The organism is Enterobacter sp. 50588862 (assembly GCF_001462935.1).
Classification (GTDB): Bacteria; Pseudomonadota; Gammaproteobacteria; order Enterobacterales; family Enterobacteriaceae; genus Enterobacter; species Enterobacter bugandensis.
In genome coordinates, this window is record NZ_LNHM01000049.1 from 92,668 (window position 1) to 117,205 (window position 24,538).

At 55.4% G+C, this 24,538-nt stretch carries 21 protein-coding genes and 7 tRNA genes; 26 read left to right on the plus strand and 2 right to left on the minus strand.

Annotation, left to right across the window (positions count from 1 at the left end):
- Positions 1-154: 154 nt before the first annotated feature.
- The 12 genes from nagB (at position 155) to APT89_RS22270 (ending at position 7,020) form a co-directional block, all read left to right on the plus strand.
- Complete coding sequence (nagB, locus tag APT89_RS22215) at positions 155-955, plus strand: glucosamine-6-phosphate deaminase (protein WP_028012356.1); 801 nt, start codon at positions 155-157, stop codon at positions 953-955.
- A gap of 55 nt (positions 956-1,010) precedes the next feature.
- Positions 1,011-2,159, plus strand: a complete 1,149-nt coding sequence (gene nagA, locus APT89_RS22220) for an N-acetylglucosamine-6-phosphate deacetylase (protein ID WP_028012355.1) — start codon at positions 1,011-1,013, stop codon at positions 2,157-2,159.
- 8 nt (positions 2,160-2,167) lie between these two features.
- Positions 2,168-3,388 (plus strand): DNA-binding transcriptional regulator NagC, encoded by a 1,221-nt coding sequence (gene nagC, locus APT89_RS22225; RefSeq protein WP_028012354.1) that lies wholly within the window; start codon positions 2,168-2,170, stop codon positions 3,386-3,388.
- 45 nt (positions 3,389-3,433) lie between these two features.
- Positions 3,434-4,186 carry a ribonucleotide monophosphatase NagD gene (gene nagD / locus APT89_RS22230; RefSeq protein WP_028012353.1) on the plus strand — a complete coding sequence of 251 codons (753 nt, stop codon included), beginning with the start codon at positions 3,434-3,436 and terminating at the stop codon, positions 4,184-4,186.
- A 250-nt stretch (positions 4,187-4,436) separates the two neighbouring features.
- A complete protein-coding gene (gene asnB, locus APT89_RS22235; RefSeq protein ID WP_060573620.1) occupies positions 4,437-6,101 on the plus strand; it encodes an asparagine synthase B in 1,665 nt (554 codons plus the stop codon).
- A gap of 227 nt (positions 6,102-6,328) precedes the next feature.
- Positions 6,329-6,405: transfer RNA gene (locus APT89_RS22240), tRNA-Met, on the plus strand.
- A gap of 7 nt (positions 6,406-6,412) precedes the next feature.
- Positions 6,413-6,497: transfer RNA gene (locus APT89_RS22245), tRNA-Leu, on the plus strand.
- A 23-nt stretch (positions 6,498-6,520) separates the two neighbouring features.
- Positions 6,521-6,595: transfer RNA gene (locus APT89_RS22250), tRNA-Gln, on the plus strand.
- A gap of 32 nt (positions 6,596-6,627) precedes the next feature.
- Positions 6,628-6,702 (plus strand) — tRNA-Gln (locus tag APT89_RS22255).
- Between the two features lie 17 nt (positions 6,703-6,719).
- Positions 6,720-6,796: transfer RNA gene (locus APT89_RS22260), tRNA-Met, on the plus strand.
- Positions 6,797-6,835: 39 nt separating this feature from the next.
- Positions 6,836-6,910, plus strand: a tRNA-Gln gene (locus APT89_RS22265).
- 35 nt (positions 6,911-6,945) lie between these two features.
- Positions 6,946-7,020: transfer RNA gene (locus tag APT89_RS22270), tRNA-Gln, on the plus strand.
- Positions 7,021-7,127: 107 nt separating this feature from the next.
- Here APT89_RS22270 and ubiF read toward each other — a convergent pair.
- Positions 7,128-8,303, minus strand: a complete 1,176-nt coding sequence (gene ubiF, locus APT89_RS22275) for a 3-demethoxyubiquinol 3-hydroxylase (RefSeq protein ID WP_045630863.1) — start codon at positions 8,301-8,303, stop codon at positions 7,128-7,130.
- A 135-nt stretch (positions 8,304-8,438) separates the two neighbouring features.
- Between ubiF and miaB the strand changes: the two genes are divergently transcribed.
- The 10 genes from miaB (at position 8,439) to rihA (ending at position 18,663) form a co-directional block, all read left to right on the plus strand.
- Positions 8,439-9,863, plus strand: coding sequence for a tRNA (N6-isopentenyl adenosine(37)-C2)-methylthiotransferase MiaB (gene miaB, locus APT89_RS22280; protein WP_028012350.1), 1,425 nt, complete (start codon positions 8,439-8,441; stop codon positions 9,861-9,863).
- Positions 9,864-10,026: 163 nt separating this feature from the next.
- Positions 10,027-11,073 carry a PhoH family protein gene (locus APT89_RS22285; RefSeq protein ID WP_028012349.1) on the plus strand — a complete coding sequence of 349 codons (1,047 nt, stop codon included), beginning with the start codon at positions 10,027-10,029 and terminating at the stop codon, positions 11,071-11,073.
- The gene (ybeY, locus tag APT89_RS22290; protein WP_048956851.1) at positions 11,070-11,537 is read left to right on the plus strand and encodes an rRNA maturation RNase YbeY; all 468 of its coding nucleotides are present in this window, start codon (positions 11,070-11,072) and stop codon (positions 11,535-11,537) included. The genes APT89_RS22285 and ybeY overlap by 4 nt, the downstream gene beginning before the upstream one ends.
- 84 nt (positions 11,538-11,621) lie before the next feature.
- On the plus strand, positions 11,622-12,500 hold the full coding sequence (gene corC, locus APT89_RS22295; protein ID WP_021242574.1) for a CNNM family magnesium/cobalt transport protein CorC: 879 nt from the start codon (positions 11,622-11,624) through the stop codon (positions 12,498-12,500).
- A gap of 5 nt (positions 12,501-12,505) precedes the next feature.
- On the plus strand, positions 12,506-14,041 hold the full coding sequence (lnt, locus tag APT89_RS22300) for an apolipoprotein N-acyltransferase (protein WP_060573622.1): 1,536 nt from the start codon (positions 12,506-12,508) through the stop codon (positions 14,039-14,041).
- 358 nt (positions 14,042-14,399) lie between these two features.
- On the plus strand, positions 14,400-15,305 hold the full coding sequence (locus tag APT89_RS22305) for an amino acid ABC transporter substrate-binding protein (RefSeq protein ID WP_060573623.1): 906 nt from the start codon (positions 14,400-14,402) through the stop codon (positions 15,303-15,305).
- 156 nt (positions 15,306-15,461) lie between these two features.
- On the plus strand, positions 15,462-16,202 hold the full coding sequence (locus APT89_RS22310) for an amino acid ABC transporter permease (protein WP_028012347.1): 741 nt from the start codon (positions 15,462-15,464) through the stop codon (positions 16,200-16,202).
- Positions 16,202-16,876: a glutamate/aspartate ABC transporter permease GltK gene (gene gltK / locus APT89_RS22315; RefSeq protein WP_028012346.1), complete on the plus strand. Its 675-nt coding sequence runs from the start codon at positions 16,202-16,204 to the stop codon at positions 16,874-16,876. The genes APT89_RS22310 and gltK overlap by 1 nt, the downstream gene beginning before the upstream one ends.
- Positions 16,876-17,601, plus strand: coding sequence for an amino acid ABC transporter ATP-binding protein (locus tag APT89_RS22320; protein ID WP_014883001.1), 726 nt, complete (start codon positions 16,876-16,878; stop codon positions 17,599-17,601). Before gltK ends, APT89_RS22320 begins: the two co-directional genes overlap by 1 nt.
- A gap of 120 nt (positions 17,602-17,721) precedes the next feature.
- Positions 17,722-18,663 carry a pyrimidine-specific ribonucleoside hydrolase RihA gene (gene rihA / locus APT89_RS22325; protein WP_060573625.1) on the plus strand — a complete coding sequence of 314 codons (942 nt, stop codon included), beginning with the start codon at positions 17,722-17,724 and terminating at the stop codon, positions 18,661-18,663.
- A 54-nt stretch (positions 18,664-18,717) separates the two neighbouring features.
- On the opposite strand, the gene APT89_RS22330 is transcribed toward rihA, so the two are convergent.
- Positions 18,718-19,200: a zinc ribbon-containing protein gene (locus tag APT89_RS22330; RefSeq protein ID WP_047363754.1), complete on the minus strand. Its 483-nt coding sequence runs from the start codon at positions 19,198-19,200 to the stop codon at positions 18,718-18,720.
- Positions 19,201-19,416: 216 nt separating this feature from the next.
- On the opposite strand from APT89_RS22330, the gene leuS reads away from it, so the two are divergent.
- Genes leuS through nadD form a run of 4 tightly spaced genes read left to right on the plus strand, consistent with a single transcriptional unit; the run spans position 19,417 to position 24,272 of the window.
- The gene (gene leuS, locus APT89_RS22335) at positions 19,417-21,999 is read left to right on the plus strand and encodes a leucine--tRNA ligase (RefSeq protein WP_060573627.1); all 2,583 of its coding nucleotides are present in this window, start codon (positions 19,417-19,419) and stop codon (positions 21,997-21,999) included.
- 14 nt (positions 22,000-22,013) lie between these two features.
- On the plus strand, positions 22,014-22,583 hold the full coding sequence (lptE, locus tag APT89_RS22340) for an LPS assembly lipoprotein LptE (RefSeq protein WP_045630867.1): 570 nt from the start codon (positions 22,014-22,016) through the stop codon (positions 22,581-22,583).
- Positions 22,583-23,614 carry a DNA polymerase III subunit delta gene (gene holA / locus APT89_RS22345; protein ID WP_060573629.1) on the plus strand — a complete coding sequence of 344 codons (1,032 nt, stop codon included), beginning with the start codon at positions 22,583-22,585 and terminating at the stop codon, positions 23,612-23,614. The genes lptE and holA overlap by 1 nt, the downstream gene beginning before the upstream one ends.
- On the plus strand, positions 23,607-24,272 hold the full coding sequence (nadD, locus tag APT89_RS22350) for a nicotinate-nucleotide adenylyltransferase (protein ID WP_060573631.1): 666 nt from the start codon (positions 23,607-23,609) through the stop codon (positions 24,270-24,272). Before holA ends, nadD begins: the two co-directional genes overlap by 8 nt.
- The last annotated feature ends 266 nt before the right edge of the window (positions 24,273-24,538 follow it).

Here is a 24,538-nt window from a genome sequence, read left to right on the forward strand (position 1 = left end):
CCCTCCTCCCTTTCACTGGCTAACAGCCAAAACTTATTTTATCATTCAAAAAATCAAGACGGATTGATCCGGCCTGAAAGGTTCCAGGTTACGCTTAAGCATCAGGTTCCGATACCCATCCGCCCACTCTTCTACTTAAACTTTGAGGTGAACAATGAGACTGATTCCCCTGGCAACTGCTGAACAAGTCGGTAAATGGGCCGCTCGCCATATCGTTAACCGTATTAATGCCTTCAAGCCTACTGCCGATCGTCCTTTCGTTCTTGGCCTTCCAACCGGTGGTACCCCACTGACCGCGTACAAAGCGCTGGTTGAAATGCATAAAGCGGGCCAGGTTAGCTTTAAACACGTTGTGACCTTCAACATGGACGAATATGTCGGCCTGCCAAAGGAGCATCCTGAAAGCTACCATAGCTTCATGCACCGCAATTTCTTTGATCACGTTGATATCCCAGCTGAAAATATTAACCTGCTGAATGGAAATGCGCCTGATATTGACGCAGAATGCCGTCAGTACGAAGAAAAAATCCGTTCTTACGGTAAAATCCACCTGTTCATGGGTGGCGTGGGCAACGATGGTCATATCGCGTTTAACGAACCAGCCTCTTCTCTGGCTTCCCGTACCCGTATTAAAACGCTGACCCATGACACCCGCGTGGCAAACTCCCGCTTCTTTGACGGTGACGTGAACCAGGTTCCAAAATACGCCCTGACCGTTGGCGTAGGCACCCTGCTGGATGCCGAAGAGGTGATGATTCTGGTACTGGGCGGCGTGAAAGCGCAGGCGCTCCAGGCAGCCGTTGAAGGCAACGTTAACCACATGTGGACCATCAGCTGCCTGCAGCTGCATCCAAAATCAGTCATCGTCTGCGACGAACCGTCCACCATGGAACTGAAGGTGAAAACGCTGAAATACTTCAACGAGTTAGAAGCTGAGAACATCAAAGGTCTGTAATTGAATAACCGCCTCTTCTGTCAGAGGCGGTCGCTTTTTTTAACCGGGGGTCGATATGTACGCTTTAACCCACGGTCGGATTTATACCGGCCATGAAATTCTGGATGACCATGCGATTGTTATCGCCAATGGCCTGATTGAACGTGTTTGCCCGCTGGCAGAACTGCCGCCGGAGATAGAACAGCGCTCACTCAATGGAGCAGTAATCTCCCCCGGTTTCATCGACGTACAGCTTAACGGCTGCGGCGGTGTGCAGTTCAATGACACCGCCGAGGCGGTGACGGTTGAAACGCTGGAAATCATGCAGAAAGCTAACGAGAAATCAGGCTGCACCAGCTATCTGCCGACGCTCATCACCAGCAGTGATGACCTGATGAAACAGGGTATCCGCGTGATGCGCGAATACCTGGCCAAACACCCGAACCAGGCGCTGGGTCTGCATCTGGAAGGGCCATGGCTGAACATAGTGAAAAAAGGCACGCATAACCCGGATTACGTGCGCAAGCCGGATGCTGAACTGGTCGACTACATGTGTGCCAATGCTGATGTGATCGCTAAAGTGACGCTGGCGCCTGAAATGACCGGTACTGAGGTCATCAGCAAACTGGCTGCCGCCGGGATTGTGGTTTCAGCAGGCCACTCAAACGCCACGCTGAAAGAAGCCAAAGCGGGCTTCCGTGCCGGCATTACCTTTGCGACCCACCTTTACAACGCCATGCCGTATATTACCGGCCGTGAACCGGGTCTGGTCGGGGCGATTCTCGACGAACCAGACGTCTACTGCGGCATTATCGCTGATGGCATGCACGTTGATTACACCAACATTCGCAACGCCAAACGGCTGAAAGGTGACAAGCTCTGCCTGGTCACCGATGCCACCGCGCCAGCAGGTGCAAATATTGAGCAGTTCATTTTTGCTGGTAAAACAATATACTACCGCAATGGACTGTGTGTGGATGAAAACGGTACGCTGAGTGGCTCCTCTTTGACCATGATTGAAGGGGTGCGTAATCTGGTGGAGCATTGTGGGATTGCGCTTGATGAAGTCCTGCGTATGGCCACCCTTTATCCGGCTCGCGCCATCGGCGTGGATAAACAGCTCGGCGGAATTGCACCAGGTATGGTTGCAAACCTGACGGCATTCACACACGATTATAAAATTATTAAGACCATCGTTAATGGTAACGAGGTCGTCACTGAGTAAGTAAAAGTATGACACCAGGCGGACAAGCTCAAATCGGTAATGTCGATCTCGTTAAACAACTTAACAGTGCGGCGGTTTATCGCCTGATTGACCAACATGGTCCAATCTCGCGGATCCAGATAGCCGAACAAAGCCAGCTTGCTCCCGCCAGCGTGACAAAAATTACCCGCCAGCTCATTGAGCGCGGTTTGATCAAAGAAGTCGATCAGCAGGCCTCCACCGGGGGCCGCCGCGCCATCTCCATCATTACCGAAACCCGCAACTTTCAGGCCATTGGCGTCCGGCTTGGTCGTCATGACACCACGCTCACGCTGTACGATTTGAGCAGCAAAGCCATTGCGGAAGAGCACTACCCACTGCCCGAGCGCACCCAGGAGACGCTGGAACACGCGCTGCTGAATACTATCGCGCACTTTATTGAAAGCTGTCAGCGCAAGATCCGCGAACTGATCGCCATCTCCGTCATTCTGCCTGGTCTGGTCGACCCGGAAAGCGGTGTGATCCGATACATGCCGCATATTCAGGTTGAGAACTGGGCGCTGGTCGACGCGCTGGAAAAACGCTTTAAGGTGACCTGCTTTGTCGGCCATGATATTCGATCTTTAGCGCTGGCTGAGCACTACTTTGGTGCGAGTCAGGACTGTGAAGACTCTATTCTGGTGCGCGTACACCGCGGTACGGGCGCAGGCATTATCTCCAATGGCCGTATTTTTATTGGTCGTAACGGTAACGTTGGCGAGATCGGCCACATCCAGGTTGAACCGCTCGGCGAACGCTGCCACTGCGGCAACTTCGGCTGCCTTGAAACCATCGCCGCCAACACGGCCATCGAGCAGCGCGTTCGCCACCTGCTTGAGCAGGGTTATCAAAGCCGCGTCACGCTGGACGATTGCAAGATAGGCACCATCTGCAAAGCCGCCAATAAAGGCGACGCGCTGGCCTGTGAGGTGATCGAGCAGGTAGGTCGCCATCTGGGGAAAACCATCGCCATCGCCATTAACCTGTTTAACCCGCAGAAAGTGGTGATCGCCGGAGAGATTGTTGAAGCGGAAAAGGTGCTGCTGCCCGCCATCGAAGGCTGTATCAACACCCAGGCGCTGAAAGCGTTCCGACAGAACCTCCCGGTGGTTCGTTCGAAGCTTGACCATCGCTCGGCGATTGGCGCGTTTGCGCTGGTCAAGCGCGCCATGCTCAACGGGATCCTGCTCCAGCATTTGCTGGAATCCTGATCGGACCTTATAGTAACGCCTTCTTTTTTTGATGTCGGAATGTCCATGACCATTAAGAATGTAATTTGTGATATCGACGGCGTGCTGATGCACGACAACGTTGCCGTGCCGGGTGCTGCGGAGTTTCTTCACCGCATCATCGACAAAGGAATGCCACTGGTTCTACTCACGAACTACCCTTCCCAAACCGGTCAGGATCTGGCGAATCGCTTTGCCACCGCAGGCGTCGACGTGCCGGACAGCGTGTTTTATACCTCCGCAATGGCAACGGCGGATTTCCTGAAGCGTCAGGAAGGAAAAAAAGCCTACGTGGTCGGTGAAGGCGCGCTGATCCACGAGCTGTATAAAGCAGGCTTTACCATTACCGATGTGAACCCGGACTTTGTGATCGTGGGAGAAACGCGCTCCTTTAACTGGGAGATGATGCATAAAGCAGCCTACTTTGTCGCCAATGGTGCGCGTTTTATTGCCACCAACCCGGATACGCACGGCCGTGGTTTCTATCCGGCCTGCGGCGCGCTGTGCGCCGGTATTGAAAAAATCTCGGGCCGAAAGCCTTTTGTTGTCGGCAAACCGAGCCCATGGATCATCCGCGCCGCGTTGAATACGATGCAGGCACACTCAGAAGAAACCGTCATTGTTGGCGACAACCTGCGCACCGATATTCTGGCTGGCTTCCAGGCAGGGCTTGAAACCATCCTGGTACTTTCTGGCGTCTCGCAGCTTGATGACATCGATACGATGCCCTTCCGACCAAGCTGGATTTACCCCTCTGTCGACGAAATCGACGTTATTTGATTCTGAACCACGTCCCAGGGCGTGGTTTTTCATTTTCAGCTTATACAAACAAAACACCATCTAACAAAAAACCCTTTTCATTGCATAATCATCAATAAAAGGATGTTTGACGTACTCTTTTTTCACTATTCAGCAATCACTATTGCACTTTTTCCGTTTTGGCCCGTAAAACCCTTGCGCCCCTCCCCCCTTTTGCGGCATTTTCATAAGCAAGCAACATCACAATGCAACAGGGTTAACGGAGAAGGTTATGTGTTCAATTTTTGGCGTACTGGATATTAAAACTGACGCGGGCGAACTGCGTAAAAAAGCACTCGAATTGTCCCGCCTGATGCGCCATCGCGGCCCGGACTGGTCAGGCGTTTACGCCAGCGACAAAGCGATTCTGGCTCACGAACGCCTGTCTATTGTTGACGTCAACGCCGGTGCACAGCCGCTGTATAACGAGAAAAAAACGCACGCGCTGGCTGTCAACGGTGAAATTTATAACCATCAGGCGCTGCGCGCCGAGTACGGCGACCACTACGCCTTCCAGACCGGCTCTGACTGTGAAGTGATCCTGGCGCTGTATCAGGAGAAAGGTCCCGAGTTTCTCGACGACCTGCAGGGCATGTTTGCCTTCGCGCTGTACGACAGCGAAAAAGACGCTTACCTGATTGGCCGTGACCATATCGGTATTATCCCGCTGTACATGGGTCACGATGAACACGGCAACTTCTATGTCGCGTCCGAAATGAAAGCCCTGGTACCGGTCTGCCGCACCATCAAAGAGTTCCCGGCGGGCAGCTATCTGTGGAGTAAAGACGGTGAAATCCGTTCGTACTACCAGCGCGACTGGTTTGACTATGACGCGGTGAAAGACAACGTGACGGATAAAGCCGAGCTGCGTCAGGCGCTGGAAGATTCCGTGAAAAGCCACCTGATGTCAGACGTGCCTTACGGCGTACTGCTCTCCGGCGGTCTGGACTCCTCCGTGATCTCCGCGATCACCAAGAAATTCGCGGCTCGTCGCGTGGAAGATCAGGAGCGCTCCGAGGCCTGGTGGCCGCAGCTGCACTCCTTTGCCGTGGGCCTGGAAGGGGCACCGGATCTGAAAGCCGCGCAGGAAGTGGCAAACCACCTCGGCACCGTGCACCATGAAATTCACTTCACCGTGCAGGAAGGTCTGGATGCGATCCGCGATGTGATCTATCACATTGAAACCTATGACGTGACCACCATTCGCGCCTCCACGCCGATGTACCTGATGTCGCGTAAGATCAAGGCGATGGGCATCAAGATGGTGCTCTCCGGCGAAGGTTCTGACGAAGTGTTTGGCGGCTACCTGTACTTCCATAAAGCGCCAAACGCCAAAGAGCTGCATGAAGAGACCGTGCGTAAGCTGCAGGCGCTGCATATGTTCGACTGTGCCCGTGCCAACAAAGCGATGTCGGCCTGGGGCGTGGAAGCGCGCGTGCCGTTCCTGGATAAGAAATTCCTCGACGTGGCGATGCGCATCAACCCGCAGGATAAAATGTGCGGCAACGGCAAAATGGAAAAACATATCCTGCGTGAATGTTTTGAATCTTACCTGCCGGCGAGCGTGGCATGGCGTCAGAAAGAGCAGTTCTCTGATGGCGTTGGCTACAGCTGGATCGACACCCTGAAAGAGGTGGCGGCGAAGCAGATTTCTGACCAGCAACTGGAAACCGCAAGCTTCCGCTTCCCGTACAACACGCCGGGCTCGAAAGAAGCGTACCTCTACCGTGAGATCTTTGAAGAACTGTTCCCGGTGCCGAGCGCTGCCGAGTGTGTTCCTGGCGGTCCGTCAGTGGCCTGTTCATCCGCGAAAGCCATTGAATGGGATGAATCTTTCAAGGCGATGAACGATCCATCGGGGCGTGCGGTAGGCGTTCACCAGTCCGCCTACAAATAATCACAACGATTTCAAACAGGCTCCTAAGGGGCCTGTTTTTTTTGCCTCACATTTCACCACCAAAAATCGATTAATAACCAATAATTGCCGAATATTCGGTCACGCTGTTCGCAACCTAACCAAACAGTCACATTCCGGCTATTTTCGTTGAAAAAGGTGTTGACGCTGCAAGGGTCTATACGCATAATGCGCCCCGCAACGCCGATAAGGTAACGCGAAAAAAAGATGGCTACGTAGCTCAGTTGGTTAGAGCACATCACTCATAATGATGGGGTCACAGGTTCGAATCCCGTCGTAGCCACCATCTTTTTGCGGGAGTGGCGAAATTGGTAGACGCACCAGATTTAGGTTCTGGCGCCGCAAGGTGTGCGAGTTCAAGTCTCGCCTCCCGCACCATTCCCGGGTAAGCGTTGCACGGATGGGGTATCGCCAAGCGGTAAGGCACCGGTTTTTGATACCGGCATTCCCTGGTTCGAATCCAGGTACCCCAGCCATATTTCTTCGATTTTGCGGTTCTCCGCGGTATTGGGGTATCGCCAAGCGGTAAGGCACCGGTTTTTGATACCGGCATTCCCTGGTTCGAATCCAGGTACCCCAGCCATCGAAGACTGCAGTACTGGCTACGTAGCTCAGTTGGTTAGAGCACATCACTCATAATGATGGGGTCACAGGTTCGAATCCCGTCGTAGCCACCAAATTAAGATTATCGATTTGTTTCGGTAATAAAAAATTGTTGGGGTATCGCCAAGCGGTAAGGCACCGGATTCTGATTCCGGCATTCCGAGGTTCGAATCCTCGTACCCCAGCCAATTTAAAAGTCGTTAAGCAGTCTGTTTAACGCAATTGGGGTGTCGCCAAGCGGTAAGGCTCTGGTTTCTGATACCAGCATTCCGGGGTTCGAATCCCTGCACCCCAGCCACTTAAAACAAACAAGCCCGCTCTGCGGGCTTTTTTGTTTTTGTTGCTCAGAATAGCGCGGCCTGATGCTCTCACCCTACCCCTCTCCCACGGGAGAGGGAATTAAGATTAGAGTCCGAGGGCGTATTTCAGGGCCTGACGCTTCAGCCCACCGGCACGCTCTGCCGCCATTAAGCCAATGTTACGCAGAATGCGCACCGGGGCCAGGTCATTGCTGAAACCGGCATAGAACAGATCCATCCCTGACTGCATGATGAAGTTATCCGCCATACGGCGCGTCTGGTAGCGCTTCAGTACCTGATGGCTGGCCCAGGCTTCCGCGTGAGCGCGTGCGTTGCCCAGCACGTCCACTAACGCATCGACGTCACGGTATCCAAGGTTGACTCCCTGCCCCGCCAGCGGGTGAATGGTGTGTGCCGCATCGCCCACCAGCGCCAGCCCTTCTCGGGCATACTGTAAAGCATGACGGCGCGTGAGCGGGAATGCACCTGCGGTGACTGGCGTCACGTTGCCAAGGCGGCTCGGGAAGTGAAGCAGGATCTCGCGCTGCAACTGCTCCATCGACAGCCCCTGCAGCTGGCGAATGCGCGCCGGTTTGTCGTACCACACCAGCGAAGCCCAGTTATCAAACAGCGGCAAGAATGCATGCGGGCCGTTCGGAGTAAAGTGCTGCCAGGTGCTTTCGCCCGGCGCATTCTCACACTGAACGGTGATTAACATGCAGGATTGCTGATATTGCCAGGCATGAACCCCAATACCCGCCATCTCCCTGACCTGCGAGTTAGCGCCATCGGCCCCGACGACCAGCTTCACGGCCAGTTCATCGCCGCTGTCGAGCGTCAGCAAATAGCCGCTTTCATGAGGATGCAGTGCCTTAAGTGACGCAGGCATACGCAGCGTCACCTTCGGATGTGCCTCCAGCGCCTGCCAGAGCGCCAGCTGGAGCACGTTGTTTTCCACCATATAGCCCAGGCGCGGCAGCTTCAGCTCGGCGGCGTCAAACGACACGTGGGCATTTTCCCACTCCCAGGTTTCAAGGCGGCTGTAAGGGTGCGCGCGCATCGCCTGCACCGCCTCCCAGACGCCCAGGCCGCGCAGCAGATCGACGGACGCCGCGCTGATGGCGGAAATGCGCACGTCCGGTTTGCTGGCGGGATCGAATGCCGGGGGAGCCGCCTGTTCAATAACGGTTACATCAAATCCCTGCTGCGCCAGCCCCAGCGCCAGCGCGCCGCCGACCATACCGCCGCCGACAACGGCAACTTCGGTGTGTTGGAGTGTCATGGTCAATTTTCCTTATTGGAGAATCCCTTAAGTTTACCGGATTTTTGCGGTCCTGAGACACACAACCTTCATACTGGTCACAACCCCACCAAAGCATTACAATACGCGGCTTGCAATCCTGAGCTGAGCAAGTCGATGACTAAAAAACTCCATATAAAAACCTGGGGCTGTCAGATGAACGAATACGATTCATCCAAGATGGCCGATCTGCTGGATACCACCCACGGATACCAGCTGACTGAAAATGCGAAAGAAGCCGATGTGCTGCTGCTGAACACCTGTTCAATTCGTGAAAAAGCACAGGAAAAAGTCTTTCATGTGTTAGGCCGCTGGAAGCTTCTCAAACGGAAAAATCCGGACCTGATCATTGGCGTCGGTGGCTGCGTCGCGTCGCAGGAAGGTAAGCTGATCCGCCAGAGAGCCCCGTATGTGGATATCGTCTTTGGTCCTCAGACCCTGCACCGCCTGCCGGAGATGATCAATCAGGTTCGCGGCAACCGTAGCCCGGTCGTTGACGTCAGCTTCCCGGAGATCGAGAAATTTGACCGTCTGCCAGAGCCGCGCGCCGATGGCCCGACCGCCTTCGTCTCGATCATGGAAGGCTGCAACAAATACTGTACCTACTGCGTGGTGCCTTACACCCGCGGTGAAGAGGTCAGCCGCCCTGCGGACGACATTCTGTTTGAAATTGCGCAGCTTGCCGCGCAGGGCGTTCGCGAAGTGAACCTGCTGGGCCAGAACGTTAACGCCTGGCGCGGCGAGAACTACGACGGCACCACCGGCAGCTTTGCCGAACTGCTGCGCCTGGTAGCCGCGATTGACGGCATTGACCGTATTCGCTTTACCACCAGCCATCCGATGGAGTTTACCGACGACATTATTGACGTCTATCGCGATACGCCAGAGCTGGTGAGCTTCCTGCACCTGCCTATTCAGTGCGGCTCTGACCGCGTGCTGAACCTGATGGGCCGCCCGCATACGGTGCTGGAGTACAAATCCACCATCCGCAAGCTGCGCGAAGCGCGCCCGGATATCCAGATTAGCTCTGACTTTATCGTCGGCTTCCCAGGCGAAACCGCTGATGACTTCGAGCGCACCATGAAGCTCATCGGTGAAGTGAACTTTGACGTCAGCTACAGCTTCATCTTCTCAGCGCGTCCTGGCACGCCTGCGGCCGACATGGTTGACGACGTGCCGGAAGAAGAGAAAAAGCAGCGTCTGTATATTCTTCAGGAACGCATCAACCAGCAGGCCAACGCCTGGAGCCGCCGCATGCTCGGCACCGTCCAGCGCATTCTGGTGGAAGGCACCTCCCGCAAGAGCATCATGGAGCTGTCCGGTCGTACCGAGAACAACCGCGTGGTGAACTTCGAAGGCACCCCGGACATGATCGGTAAATTTGTGGACGTCGAAATTGTCGAAGTGCTGACCAACTCGCTGCGCGCGAAGGTGGTACGCACCGAGGACGAAATGGGCCTGCGTATTGCCGAGTCACCGGAATCCGTTATTTCTCGTACCCGCAAAGAAAACGATTCTGGCGTTGGGATTTACCAGCCTTGATCCTTCAGGCCTGCCTCTTCGTCAGGCCTTGTATTTCCTCTCATCACCCCCAATATCTACCGCAACGCTTGCGCCTTTATTCTGTGGCGTGAATAATTTCGGTAATGACCGTTCTATTGCGCCGTATGGCAGCGGGTCAGTTAACCATTTAAAGAGGAACAGTTTGAACATAGATACGCGTGAAATTAGCCTTGAGCCCGCAGACAACGCTCGCCTGCTGAGCCTGTGCGGGCCGTTTGATGACAACATCAAACAACTGGAGCGACGTCTGGGTATCGAAATCAATCGTCGCGATAACCATTTCAAACTCACCGGACGCCCTATCTGCGTCAACGCGGCAGCAGATATTCTGCGCAGCCTGTATGTCGATACCGCCCCGATGCGCGGCGAAATTCAGGATATCGAGCCGGAACAGATCCACCTCGCCATTAAAGAGGCGCGCGTGCTTGAGCAGAGCGCGGAAAGCGTGCCGGACTACGGCAAGGCAATCAATATCAAGACCAAGCGTGGCGTCATCAAGCCGCGTACGCCTAACCAGGCACAGTACATCGCCAACATTCTTGACCATGACATCACCTTCGGCGTGGGTCCGGCGGGGACGGGTAAAACCTATCTGGCGGTTGCCGCTGCGGTGGATGCGCTGGAGCGTCAGGAGATCCGTCGTATCCTGCTGACCCGCCCCGCCGTTGAAGCGGGTGAAAAACTTGGCTTCCTGCCCGGCGATCTGAGCCAGAAGGTCGACCCTTACCTGCGCCCGCTGTACGACGCGCTGTTCGAGATGCTCGGCTTCGAGAAAGTGGAGAAGCTGATCGAACGTAACGTGATCGAAGTGGCCCCGCTCGCCTACATGCGCGGCCGCACACTCAACGACGCGTTCATCATTCTCGATGAGAGCCAGAACACCACCATCGAACAGATGAAAATGTTCCTGACGCGTATCGGCTTCAACTCGAAAGCGGTGATCACCGGTGACGTTACCCAGATCGACCTGCCGCGCAGCACTAAATCAGGCCTGCGCCACGCCATTGAGGTGCTGTCAGAGGTAGACGAAATTAGCTTTAACTTCTTCCACAGTGAAGACGTCGTTCGCCACCCGGTGGTCGCGCGCATCGTTAACGCCTATGAAGCCTGGGAAGAGGCGGATCAAAAACGCAGGGCCGAACAGGCCGCTGAACGTAAGCGCGAAGCGCAGGAGCAAGAACAGAAATGAGTCAGGTGATCCTCGATTTACAGCTGGCATGTGAAGACAATTCCGGCATGCCAGAAGAGGCACAGTTTCAGAAATGGCTGGATGCGGTAATCCCCCAGTTTCAGGAAGAATCAGAAGTCACAATTCGCCTGGTGGATAAAGCGGAAAGCCATGAGCTTAACCTGACCTACCGAGGGAAAGATAAGCCAACCAACGTGCTCTCTTTCCCGTTCGAAGCGCCGCCGGGTATTGAGATGCCGCTGCTGGGCGATCTGATCATCTGCCGTCAGGTGGTTGAGCAGGAAGCCAAAGAGCAGCAGAAACCGCTGGAAGCCCACTGGGCGCATATGGTGGTACATGGCAGCCTGCACCTGCTGGGCTACGACCACATTGAAGATGACGAAGCGGAAGAGATGGAGTCCCTTGAGACAGAGATAATGCTTGCTCTGGGCTATGAGGATCCGTACATTGCCGAGAAAGAATAGTCAGTTACTGACTACCATGCCGCCGCGCAGGGACATAGCGCGGCGGTTAACATTGAACTAACAAGAGAACCCTTAACAAACGCCATGAGCGACGACAATTCACACAGTAGCGACACGACAACCAGTAAAAAGGGATTTTTCTCCCTCATTCTGAACCAGCTTTTCCACGGCGAGCCGAAAAACCGTGATGAACTGCTGGAGCTGATTCGTGATTCCGGGCAGAACGACCTTATCGACGAAGATACGCGCGAAATGCTCGAAGGGGTCATGGACATTGCCGACCAGCGCGTCCGCGACATCATGATCCCCCGCTCGCAGATGATCACCCTGAAACGTAACCAGACGCTGGACGAGTGCCTCGATGTGATCATCGAATCCGCCCACTCGCGTTTCCCGGTCATCAGCGAAGATAAAGATCACATCGAAGGGATTTTGATGGCCAAAGATCTGCTGCCGTTTATGCGCAGCGATGCCGAAGCCTTCAGCATGGAAAAAGTGTTACGCCAGGCCGTGGTCGTGCCGGAAAGTAAACGTGTGGATCGGATGCTGAAAGAGTTTCGCTCTCAGCGTTACCACATGGCGATTGTTATTGATGAATTCGGCGGTGTCTCAGGTCTTGTCACGATCGAAGATATTCTTGAGCTGATCGTGGGCGAAATCGAAGACGAGTACGACGAAGAAGAAGATATCGACTTCCGTCAGCTTAGCCGCCACACCTGGACCGTGCGCGCGCTGGCCTCGATTGAAGATTTCAACGACGCCTTCGGCACTCACTTCAGCGATGAAGAGGTCGATACCATTGGCGGGCTGGTGATGCAGGCCTTTGGCCATCTTCCGGCGCGCGGTGAGACCGTTGACATCGACGGTTACCAGTTCAAAGTGGCAATGGCCGACAGCCGACGTATTATACAGGTTCACGTCAGAACGCCGGACGATTCACCGGTGCCAAAACTGGAAGATTAATGTAAATGGCATTTGCCCCATTGCTTGAACGCCAGCGCGTCCGTTTGCTGCTGGCGCTGTTACTCGGAGCCAGCGGTACGCTGGCTTTTTCTCCTTACGATATCTGGCCCGCGGCCATTCTCTCCCTGATGGGGCTTCAGGGGTTAACCCTGAATCGTCGTCCGGTACAGGCCGCTGCGATCGGCTACTTCTGGGGGCTGGGGCTATTTGGCTCCGGCATTAACTGGGTCTACGTCAGCATCGCACAGTTTGGCGGGATGCCGGGGCCGGTTAACGTCTTCCTGGTCGTCCTGCTAGCCGCCTATCTCTCGCTCTATACCGGTCTGTTCGCCGGAATTCTCTCTCGCCTGTGGCCTAAAACCACCTGGCTGCGTGTCGCCATTGCCGCGCCAGTGGTCTGGCAGATTACCGAGTTCCTGCGCGGCTGGGTGCTGACCGGCTTCCCGTGGCTGCAGTTCGGCTACAGCCAGATTGACGGCCCGCTGAAAGGTCTGGCACCGGTAATGGGCGTTGAAGCCATTAACTTCCTGCTGATGGTGGTGAGCGGCCTGCTGGTACTGGCGCTGGTCACGCGCGGCTGGAAGCCGCTGGCTGTGGCCCTGGTGCTGTTCGCCCTGCCCTTCCCGCTGCGCTATATCCAGTGGTTCACGCCCGAGCCCGAGCGCGCCATGCAGGTTTCCATGGTGCAGGGGAATATCCCGCAGTCCATGAAGTGGGACGAAAAAGAGTTGCTGAACACGCTGAAGATCTACGCCAACGCCACCGAAGAGGTGATGGGCAAATCGCAGCTGATTATCTGGCCAGAATCCGCTATTCCCGATCTGGAAATTAACCAGCAGCCGTTCCTCAACATGATGAACGATCTGCTGGTGGCGCGCGGCAGCACCCTGATTACCGGCATTGTTGATGCGCGCCTGAATCAGCAGAACCGCTACGACACCTACAACACCATTATTACGCTCGGCAAAGACAGCGAATACAGCTACCACTCCACCGACCGGTACAACAAGAACCACCTCGTGCCGTTCGGTGAATTTGTGCCGCTGGAGTCTATTTTGCGTCCGCTGGCACCGTTCTTTGACCTGCCGATGTCCTCCTTCAGCCGCGGTCCGTACGTTCAGCCCCAGCTGCACGCGCACGGTCTGGCCCTGACGGCCGCCATCTGCTACGAAATCATCCTCGGCGAGCAGGTGCGCGATAACTTCCGCCCGGACACCGACTATCTGCTGACCATCTCCAACGATGCGTGGTTCGGTAAATCGATTGGCCCGTGGCAGCACTTCCAGATGGCACGCATGCGTTCTCTGGAGCTGGCGCGTCCGCTGCTGCGTAGCACCAATAACGGCATCACCGCCGTGATTGGCCCGCAGGGCGAAATCCAGGCCATGATCCCACAGTTCACCCGTGAAGTGCTGACAACCAAAGTCACGCCAACCACGGGCCTGACGCCATACGCCCGCACCGGCAACTGGCCGCTGTGGATCCTGACCGCGCTGTTCGGCTTTGGCGCCGTGCTGATGAGCCTGCGTCAGCGTCATTAATAATCTTGCCTTCTGATGCCGGGTGGCGGCTGCGCCTTACCCGGCAATTTTCTCCCAATCTTCAATTCTGGCACGCCTGTTGCTTTATTTATTCACGTAAACGCTGTCTGGCTTAACGTGCAACCTTGTCGCACCAGTGTAGATCGTCGCTAGCACCGAAACGGTGCAACGGGAGATTATTGCCTCTGAATGGTGCGGCGCGCTTCGCAAAAATAAACAATAACGCAGCAAAATCTTTACATTAAGCCAGACTAAATGTTAACAAGCTTGCATAACACTGCACTCGCATTGCGCGAGATATAACAACATCACAATGGGTATCTATGCGTCACTGGCGCTGATAAGAAAGGAGTTGGGTATGCAATTACGTAAACTGGCCACAGCAATGCTGGTTATGGGAATGTCCGCAGGCGTGGTTCTCGCTGAAGACGCTCCGGCAGCAGGCAGCACTCTCGACAAGATTGCCAAAAACGGCGTCATCGTGGTCGGCCACCGTGAATCTTCCGTCCCGTTCTCTTACTACGACAACACGCAAAAAGTCGTGGGCTATTCACAGGATTACTCCAACGCTATCGTTGAAGCTGTGAAGAAAAAGCTGAACAAACCTGACCTACAGGTGAAGCTGATCCCAATCACTTCACAGAACCGTATTCCACTGCTGCAAAACGGCACCTTTGACTTCGAGTGTGGTTCCACCACTAACAACCTCGAGCGTCAAAAACAGGCGGCCTTCTCTGACACCATCTTTGTCGTGGGCACCCGTCTGCTGACCAAGAAGGGCGGAGCAATCAAAGATTTTGCGGACCTGAAAGGCAAAGCGGTCGTTGTGACCTCCGGTACCACTTCTGAAGTCCTGCTGCACAAGCTGAACGACGAGAAGAAAATGGATATGCGCATCATCAGCGCGAAAGACCATGGCGACTCCTTCCGTACGCTGGAAAGCGGTCGTGCCGTCGCGTTTATGATGGATGACGCCCTGCTGGCGGGCGAACGTGCGAAGGCGAAGAAACCAGACAACTGGGATATCGTCGGTACCGCGCAGTCCAAAGAAGCCTACGGCTGCATGCTGCGTAAAGACGATCCGCAGTTCAAAAAGCTGATCGATGACACTATCGCCCAGGTGCAGACCTCCGGCGAAGCGGAAAAATGGTTCGACAAGTGGTTTAAGAACCCGATTCCACCAAAAAATCTCAATATGAACTTTGAACTGTCTGACGATATGAAAGCGCTGTTCAAATCTCCAAATGACAAGGCTCTTAACTAATTAGAACAACAGGGGCGGGATCTCCTGCCCTCTCGATTGTCGGGAAGCATGGACAGACATATACGCTGAGTGGTCGTTCCCCACTCAGCGCGAAAAAAGAGCTTCTCACCAATCTTCGAGGGTAGCGCTGCTACCCTCTTTTTTCTGGAGTTTATTATGTCAATAGACTGGAACTGGGGCATTTTCCTGCAACAAGCCCCGTTCGGCAACACCACCTATCTTGGCTGGCTGTGGAGCGGCTTTCAGGTTACCGTGGCATTATCGATAACGGCGTGGATCATCGCGTTTCTTGTCGGTTCGCTGTTCGGTATTCTGCGAACCGTCCCTAACCGTTTTCTTTCAACAATTGGCACACTGTATGTGGAACTGTTCCGTAACGTTCCGCTCATCGTGCAGTTCTTTACCTGGTATCTGGTCATCCCGGAACTGCTGCCGGAAAATATTGGCATGTGGTTCAAGTCGGAGCTGGATCCGAACGTGCAGTTCTTTGTCTCCTCCATGATGTGTCTGGGGCTGTTTACCGCTGCGCGCGTTTGCGAGCAGGTGCGAGCCGCCATTCAGTCATTGCCACGCGGACAAAAAAATGCGGGCCTGGCGATGGGCCTGACCCTGCCACAAACCTACCGCTACGTGCTGCTGCCTAACGCCTACCGCGTTATCGTTCCACCGATGACCTCTGAGATGATGAACCTGGTGAAAAACTCGGCCATCGCCTCAACCATCGGCCTGGTGGATATGGCTGCACAGGCGGGCAAGCTGCTGGATTACTCCGCTCACGCGTGGGAATCCTTCACCGCGATCACGCTCGCGTATGTTCTGATTAACGCTTTCATCATGCTGGTGATGAACCTGGTTGAACGCAAAGTACGCCTGCCGGGCAATCTGGGAGGCAAATAATGTACGAATTTGACTGGAGTTCTATTGTTCCATCCATGCCTTACCTGCTCGATGGCCTGGTGATTACCCTAAAGATCACCGCGATCGCTATCGTCGTGGGTATCGTCTGGGGCACCCTGCTGGCCGTCATGCGCCTGTCGAGCTTTAAGCCGCTCGCCTGGTTTGCGACTGCCTACGTTAACGTCTTCCGCTCCATCCCGCTGGTGATGGTGCTGCTGTGGTTTTACCTGATTGTTCCAGGCTTCTTACAGAATGTGCTGGGACTGTCGCCGAAAACCGACATCCGCCTGATCTCTGCGATGGTGGCGTTCTCGATGTTTGAGGCCGCTTACTATTCAGAGATTATCCGTGCGGGTATCCAGAGTATCTCCCGTGGGCAGTCCAGCGCCGCGCTGGCGCTGGGAATGACGCACTGGCAGTCCATGCAGCTCATCATTCTGCCTCAGGCGTTTCGCGCCATGGTTCCGCTCCTGCTGACCCAGGGTATCGTGCTGTTCCAGGATACCTCTCTGGTTTACGTTCTGAGCCTGGCGGACTTCTTCCGTACCGCGTCGACAATAGGTGAACGCGATGGTACGCAGGTCGAGATGGTGCTCTTCGCGGGTGCGGTCTATTTTGTGATTAGTTTAAGCGCGTCGCTGTTGGTCAGCTGGCTGAAGAAAAGGACGGTATAATGATTTCCCTGAAAAATGTTTCTAAATGGTATGGGCACTTTCAGGTGCTGACCGACTGCTCCACCGAAGTCAAAAAAGGCGATGTGGTGGTGGTGTGCGGGCCGTCCGGTTCCGGTAAGTCTACGCTGATCAAAACGGTTAATGGTCTGGAGCCTGTGCAGCAGGGCGAAATTGTTGTTAACGGCACGAAAGTGAACGACAAGAAAACCAACCTGGCCCAGCTTCGCTCTCACGTCGGCATGGTGTTCCAGCATTTTGAGCTGTTCCCTCATCTGTCCATTATTGAGAACCTGACGCTGGCTCAGGTCAAAGTGCTCAAGCGTGATAAAAAAGCGTCGCGCGAAAAGGGGCTCAAGCTTCTGGAGCGCGTGGGGCTTTCTGCACATGCCGATAAGTTCCCGGCACAGCTTTCCGGCGGCCAGCAGCAGCGTGTGGCGATTGCGCGCGCACTGTGCATGGATCCGGTGGCGATGCTGTTCGATGAGCCCACGTCAGCGCTCGATCCAGAAATGATCAACGAAGTGCTGGACGTGATGGTCGAGCTGGCGCACGAAGGGATGACCATGATGGTGGTGACGCACGAAATGGGCTTCGCCCGTAAAGTGGCCAACCGCGTGATCTTCATGGACGAAGGGAAAATTGTCGAAGACTCACCGAAAGAAGAGTTCTTCGCCAACCCGAAATCCGAACGCGCCAAAGATTTCCTCGCGAAAATTCTTCATTAATCTTCTCGGTGCGCAATCTGCGGATTGCGCACTGCTTCACGCTTTAGATCTCTTTTTCTATTCGGCGTCACATCGCAGCGTTAACCTTGTCACAAAATAATGCTAAGAATGGAGAACGCTATGGCACACCCTATAATTCTCGACTGCGATCCGGGTCATGATGACGCGATCGCGCTCGTCCTCGCGCTTGCCTCCCCTGAACTGGACGTGAAAGCGGTCACCTCGTCCGCCGGAAATCAGACGCCGGACAAAACCCTGCGCAACGTTTTACGAATGCTGACGCTGCTGAAACGCACCGATATTCCTGTCGCAGGCGGCGCCGTTAAGCCGCTGATGCGCGAGCTGATCATTGCCGACAACGTTCACGGTGAAAGTGGGCTGGATGGCCCGGCGCTGCCGGAGCCGGGCTTTGCACCGCAAAACTGCACCGCCGTGGAGCTGATGGCGAAGATACTGCGTGAAAGCGCAGAGCCCGTGACGCTGGTGGCTACCGGCCCGCAGACCAACGTTGCGCTCCTGCTGAACAGCCATCCGGAACTGCGCGGTAAAATCGCCCGTATTGTGATTATGGGTGGGGCTATGGGGCTAGGGAACTGGACGCCTGCGGCCGAATTCAACATCTTTGTTGATCCGGAAGCGGCGGAGATCGTCTTCCAGTCGGGCCTGCCGATTGTGATGGCGGGGCTGGACGTGACGCATCGGGCACAGATTATGGCAGACGATATTGAGCGCTTCCGCGCCGTGGGCAACCCGGTTGCGACAACCGTAGCCGAGCTGCTCGACTTCTTTATGGAGTATCACAAAGCCGAGAAATGGGGCTTTCACGGCGCGCCGCTGCATGACCCGTGCACCATCGCCTGGCTGCTGAAGCCTGAAATGTTTACCACGGTGGACAGATGGGTTGGCGTGGAGACGCAGGGGAAATATACCCAGGGGATGACGGTGGTGGATTACTATTCGCTGACGGGGAATAAACCGAATACGACGCTGATGGTGGATATCGACCGGGAGGCGTTTGTGGATTTGCTGGCGGAAAGACTTGCTTACTATTGTGCGGCCTGACGCCCACACCCTGGCCCTCTCCCACGGGGAGAGGGAACTAAACTGCGCTTTTACTTATGGCTCAAACGGGCGACGCTGGAACTGATCGTGCCCGCACTTCGGGCACAGCGGCAACACATCCGGCGTATATACCGCAATATGGTGATGGCACTTCTCGCACACCAGATTCCCCAGCCCCACCACTTCACCGCTCTGGTACACGCCGTGATGATTTAAATCCTGGAACACCTCGCGCCACTCCAGCTGGGTTTTATCGGTAATATCCGCCAGCTCCTGCCACAGGCTCTCTTTGATCACCCGCATAAAGACGCTGTCGGCGATCTCATCCTGGTTCTCTTCGTAGCTGCGCGCGAACTCTTCCAGATCGCGGCGTACGGCGCGCGTCACCTCTTCCACTTCGGTTCGCGTTAACTCACCCGTTTGCGTCACCCGTTCACGCGCCTGTTCGACCAGCGCGTCAATATCGCGCTCGCCGTTACGCAGCCGTTCCGTCAGTGTCGCCACCAGTTCGCGGTAAAATTGAGCAACCTTGTTCATCATTTTGCCTCCCGGGTAAATAACTATTTCTAATAATAGACCTTATTTCGCCGCCGCTTTGTCAGGTGAAGCACAGACCCGGTAAATTCCTGCAAAGTGCAATTGCGCGAAAGGCTGTTTTGACGCGGGCGTTTGGGCTATGCTATGCGGATCTGAATTACCACATCCATTGGCTACATTTTTGTAGCTGTATTGAACACAGGACCACTGGCTGCCATGCAAGAGCAATACCGCCCGGAAGAGATAGAATCAAAAGTCCAGCAACACTGGGACGAGAAGCGCACCTTTGAAGTAACCGAAGACGAGAGCAAAGAGAAGTATTACTGCCTGTCGATGCTTCCCTATCCTTCTGGTCGACTACACATGGGCCACGTGCGTAACTACACCATCGGTGATGTGATCGCCCGTTACCAGCGCATGCTGGGCAAAAACGTTCTGCAGCCAATCGGCTGGGATGCGTTCGGCCTGCCTGCAGAAGGCGCAGCGGTGAAAAACAATACCGCTCCGGCACCGTGGACGTACGACAACATCGCGTACATGAAAAACCAGCTCAAAATGCTGGGCTTCGGCTATGACTGGAGCCGCGAGCTGGCGACCTGTACCCCGGAATACTACCGCTGGGAGCAGAAGTTCTTCACCGAGCTGTACAAAAAAGGCCTGGTGTATAAGAAGACCTCTGCCGTTAACTGGTGCCCGAATGACCAGACCGTTCTGGCGAACGAGCAGGTTATCGACGGCTGCTGCTGGCGCTGCGACACCAAAGTTGAGCGTAAAGAGATCCCGCAGTGGTTTATCAAAATCACCGCTTACGCTGACGAACTGCTGAACGATCTGGATACGCTGGATCACTGGCCTGACACCGTTAAGACCATGCAGCGCAACTGGATCGGCCGTTCTGAAGGCGTGGAAATTACCTTCAACGTTGAGAACTACGACCAGCCCCTGACCGTCTACACCACCCGTCCGGACACCTTCATGGGTGCGACCTATCTGGCCGTGGCCGCAGGTCACCCGCTGGCGCAGAAAGCAGCAGAGAACAACCCGGAACTGGCGACCTTCATCGACGAATGCCGCAACACGAAAGTGGCCGAAGCCGACATGGCGACGATGGAGAAAAAAGGCGTTGCGACGGGCTTCTATGCTAAGCACCCGCTGACGGGCGAAGCGATCCCGGTCTGGGCAGCAAACTTCGTTCTGATGGAGTACGGTACAGGTGCAGTCATGGCCGTTCCGGGTCACGATCAGCGTGACTACGAGTTTGCCACCAAATACAACCTGCCGATTAAAGCCGTTATTCTGGCCGCCGATGGTTCTGAACCTGACCTGTCCGAGCAGGCGTTGACCGAAAAAGGCACCCTGTTCAACTCCGGTGAGTTCAGCGGCCTCAGCTTCGAAGAGGGCTTCAACGCCATCGCCGATAAGCTGGCCTCACTGGGCGTGGGCGAGCGTAAAGTGAACTTCCGTCTGCGCGACTGGGGCGTCTCCCGTCAGCGTTACTGGGGTGCGCCAATTCCAATGGTGACCCTCGAAGACGGCACCGTCATGCCAACGCCTGAAGATCAGCTGCCCGTGATCCTGCCGGAAGACGTGGTTATGGACGGCATCACCAGCCCGATCAAAGCCGATCCTGAGTGGGCCAAAACCACCGTTAACGGCCAGCCTGCGCTGCGTGAAACCGACACCTTCGATACCTTTATGGAGTCCTCCTGGTACTACGCGCGCTACACCTGCCCGCAGTACAAAGAAGGCATGCTGGATTCTGACGCCGCCAACTACTGGCTGCCGGTAGATATCTATATTGGTGGTATCGAACACGCCATCATGCACCTGCTCTACTTCCGCTTTTTCCATAAGCTGATGCGCGATGCCGGCATGGTGAACTCTGACGAGCCTGCTAAACAGCTGCTGTGCCAGGGTATGGTGCTGGCAGACGCCTTCTACTACGTTGGCGCGAACGGAGAGCGTAACTGGGTTTCTCCGGTTGATGCGATCGTTGAGCGCGACGAGAAAGGCCGTATCGTGAAGGCGACAGACGCTGAAGGCCATGAACTGGTTTATACCGGCATGAGCAAGATGTCCAAGTCTAAAAACAACGGCATCGACCCGCAGGTGATGGTTGAGCGTTACGGCGCGGACACCGTACGTCTGTTCATGATGTTTGCTTCTCCGGCTGATATGACCCTTGAGTGGCAGGAATCCGGCGTAGAAGGCGCGAACCGCTTCCTGAAACGCGTCTGGAAGCTGGTGTACGAACATACCGCACAGGGTGATGCTCCGGCACTGAACGCCGCTGCGCTGAGCGAAGATCAGCAGGCGCTGCGTCGTGATGTTCATAAAACGATCGCGAAAGTGACCGATGATATTGGTCGTCGTCAGACCTTCAATACCGCAATTGCGGCTATTATGGAACTGATGAACAAGCTGGCGAAAGCCCCGCAGGACGGCGAGCAGGATCGTGCCATCATGCGTGAAGCGCTGCTGGCCGTGGTTCGCATGCTTAACCCGTTCACGCCACACGTCAGCTTCACCCTGTGGCAGGAGCTGAAAGGCGAAGGCGATATCGACAACGCGCCGTGGCCGGTGGCTGACGAAGCAGCGATGGTGGAAAACACCACGCTGGTGGTGGTCCAGGTCAACGGCAAAGTCCGTGGTAAAATTACCGTGGCGGTCGATGCAACTGAAGATCAGGTTCGCGAGCGCGCGGGCCAGGAACCTCTGGTTGCGAAATATCTTGAGGGCGTTACCTTACGTAAAGCGATCTACGTACCGGGTAAACTGCTCAATCTGGTCGTTGGCTAAGCGCGGGAGGAAACGTGCGACAACTGGCAACAATACTCTTATCTTTGGCGGTGCTTGTCACCGCTGGCTGTGGCTGGCATCTGCGCAACACCACGGCGGTGCCTGCTGAGATGAAAACAATGATCTTTGATTCCGGGGATCCAAACGGACCGCTCAGCCGGGCCATTCGTAATCAGCTGCGCCTGAACGGCGTTGAGCTTATTGAGAAAGGTACGCTGCGCCAGGATGTACCGTCTCTGCGCGTACTGGGAATGACGCTGGGCCAGGATACGGCGTCCATCTTCCAGGACGGCCGCACGGCTGAATATCAGATGGTGCTGTCGGTCAACGCGGCTGTACTGATCCCGGGTAAAGACATCTATCCGATCAGCGCAAAAGTGTATCGTTCGTTCTTTGATAACCCGCAAACCGCGCTGGCAAAAGATGCCGAACAGCAGATTATCATCAACGAAATGTACGACAAGGCGGCGGAACAGCTGATCCGCAAACTGCCGGGTATTGCAGCGTCTAACCGAGAAGGCTCTGACATTATTGAAAAACCGGATGCCAGTACGCCTCCTGTTTCTACCTCTCTGGGTAAATGATGATCAGGCTGTATCCTGAACAACTCCGCGCGCAGCTCAATGAAGGGCTGCGCGCGGCGTATCTGCTGCTCGGAAACGACCCGTTACTACTTCAGGAAAGCCTGGATGCCGTGCGGCATGCGGCCGCGGCTCAGGGCTTTGATGAACACCATACCGTTCAGGTGGATAACGCCACCGACTGGAACGCCCTCTTCTCACTCTGTCAGGCGATGAGCCTTTTTGCGTCGCGCCAGACAATCCAGATCCTGCTGCCGGAGAACGGCCCTAACGCGGCCATCAATGAGCAACTCGCCACGCTGGTCAGCCTGTTACACAGCGATCTGCTGTTAATTGTGCGCGGCAGCAAGCTCACCAAAGCGCAGGAAAACGCGGCATGGTTCACCCAGCTCGCGACCCACGCGGTGCTGGTCACGTGCCAGACGCCTGAGCAGGCGCACCTGCCTAAATGGGTCGCCGCGAGAGCGAAGCAGCACAACCTTCAACTGGACGATGCGGCGAACCAACTGCTCTGCTACTGCTATGAAGGCAACCTGCTGGCCCTGGCACAGGCGCTGGACAGGCTCTCCCTGCTCTGGCCGGACGGCAAGCTGACCTTACCGCGCGTTGAGGAGGCCGTTAACGATGCCGCACACTTCACGCCTTTCCACTGGGTGGATGCTCTGTTGTCGGCGAAAAGCAAACGCGCCCTGCATATTCTCCAGCAGCTGCGCCTGGAGGGCAGTGAACCCGTCATCCTGCTGCGCACGCTGCAGCGCGAACTGTTGCTGCTGATAACGCTCAAGCGCCAGTCGGCCCATACGCCGTTACGCTCCCTGTTTGATAAACACCGGGTGTGGCAAAACCGGCGGGCAATGACCACCGAGGCCATCAACCGCCTGAGCCATGAACAGCTGCGCCAGGCGGTGCAGCTTCTGATGCGCGCCGAGCTTACCCTAAAACAAGATTACGGCCAGTCAGTGTGGGCGGAGCTGGAAAGCCTTTCCCTGCTGCTCTGCCACAAGGCACTGGCTGACGTATTTATTGATGGATAGTATGCACTCTTTACAGGCCCTGTATGGCGGCACCTTTGACCCGGTACACTACGGGCATCTGAAGCCGGTAGAAATTCTGGCAAATCTGATCGGCCTGCAGCGCGTTACCATCATGCCCAATAATGTTCCGCCGCACCGCCCCCAGCCTGAAGCAACCAGCGAGCAGCGCAAAGAGATGCTCGCTCTGGCTATCGCGGATAAGCCGCTCTTCAGGCTGGATGAACGGGAATTGCGTCGCGACACCCCCTCGTGGACGTCGCAAACGCTGCAGGAGTGGCGGGCCGAGCAAGGGCCTGACCAGCCGCTCGCCTTTATCATCGGTCAGGACTCCCTGCTCAACTTCCCCACGTGGCACAAGTATGAAACCATTCTGGGGAACAGCCACCTGCTCGTCTGCCGCCGTCCGGGCTACCCGCTGACCATGCGCGAAGCGCAATATCAGCAGTGGCTTGAAGACCATCTCACCGATAACGTTGAAGATCTTCACAACCAGCCCGCCGGGAAGATTTATCTTGCGGAGACGCCGTGGTTCGACATCTCTGCGACCGTTATTCGCGAACGTTTACAGCAGGGTTTAGCCTGTGACGATCTGCTGCCTGCCCCGGTGCTGGCGTATATTCATAAGCACGGGTTGTATCAGAAAACCGCAGATAAATAGCCGGAGGGCATAAAAAGCAGCATATTGATTATCCTGCCTTGACAGGTTAAGCCATACTGTTATCCTCCGCTGCCAGACTTTCCCGCCGATCGTTGCTTTACAGAAATTGTTTTACAAAAATGGCGATGCAATCTCAGGCGGAGGGTGGGATGATACCCGCCTTCAAAAGCCCGGACGGTGACATTTGTCCCGACAGGGGCGTCAGTTCAGGTATACTGTCTGGCCACGAATTCATAGTTGTACAATCTCATTCACCCAGGGGGAAA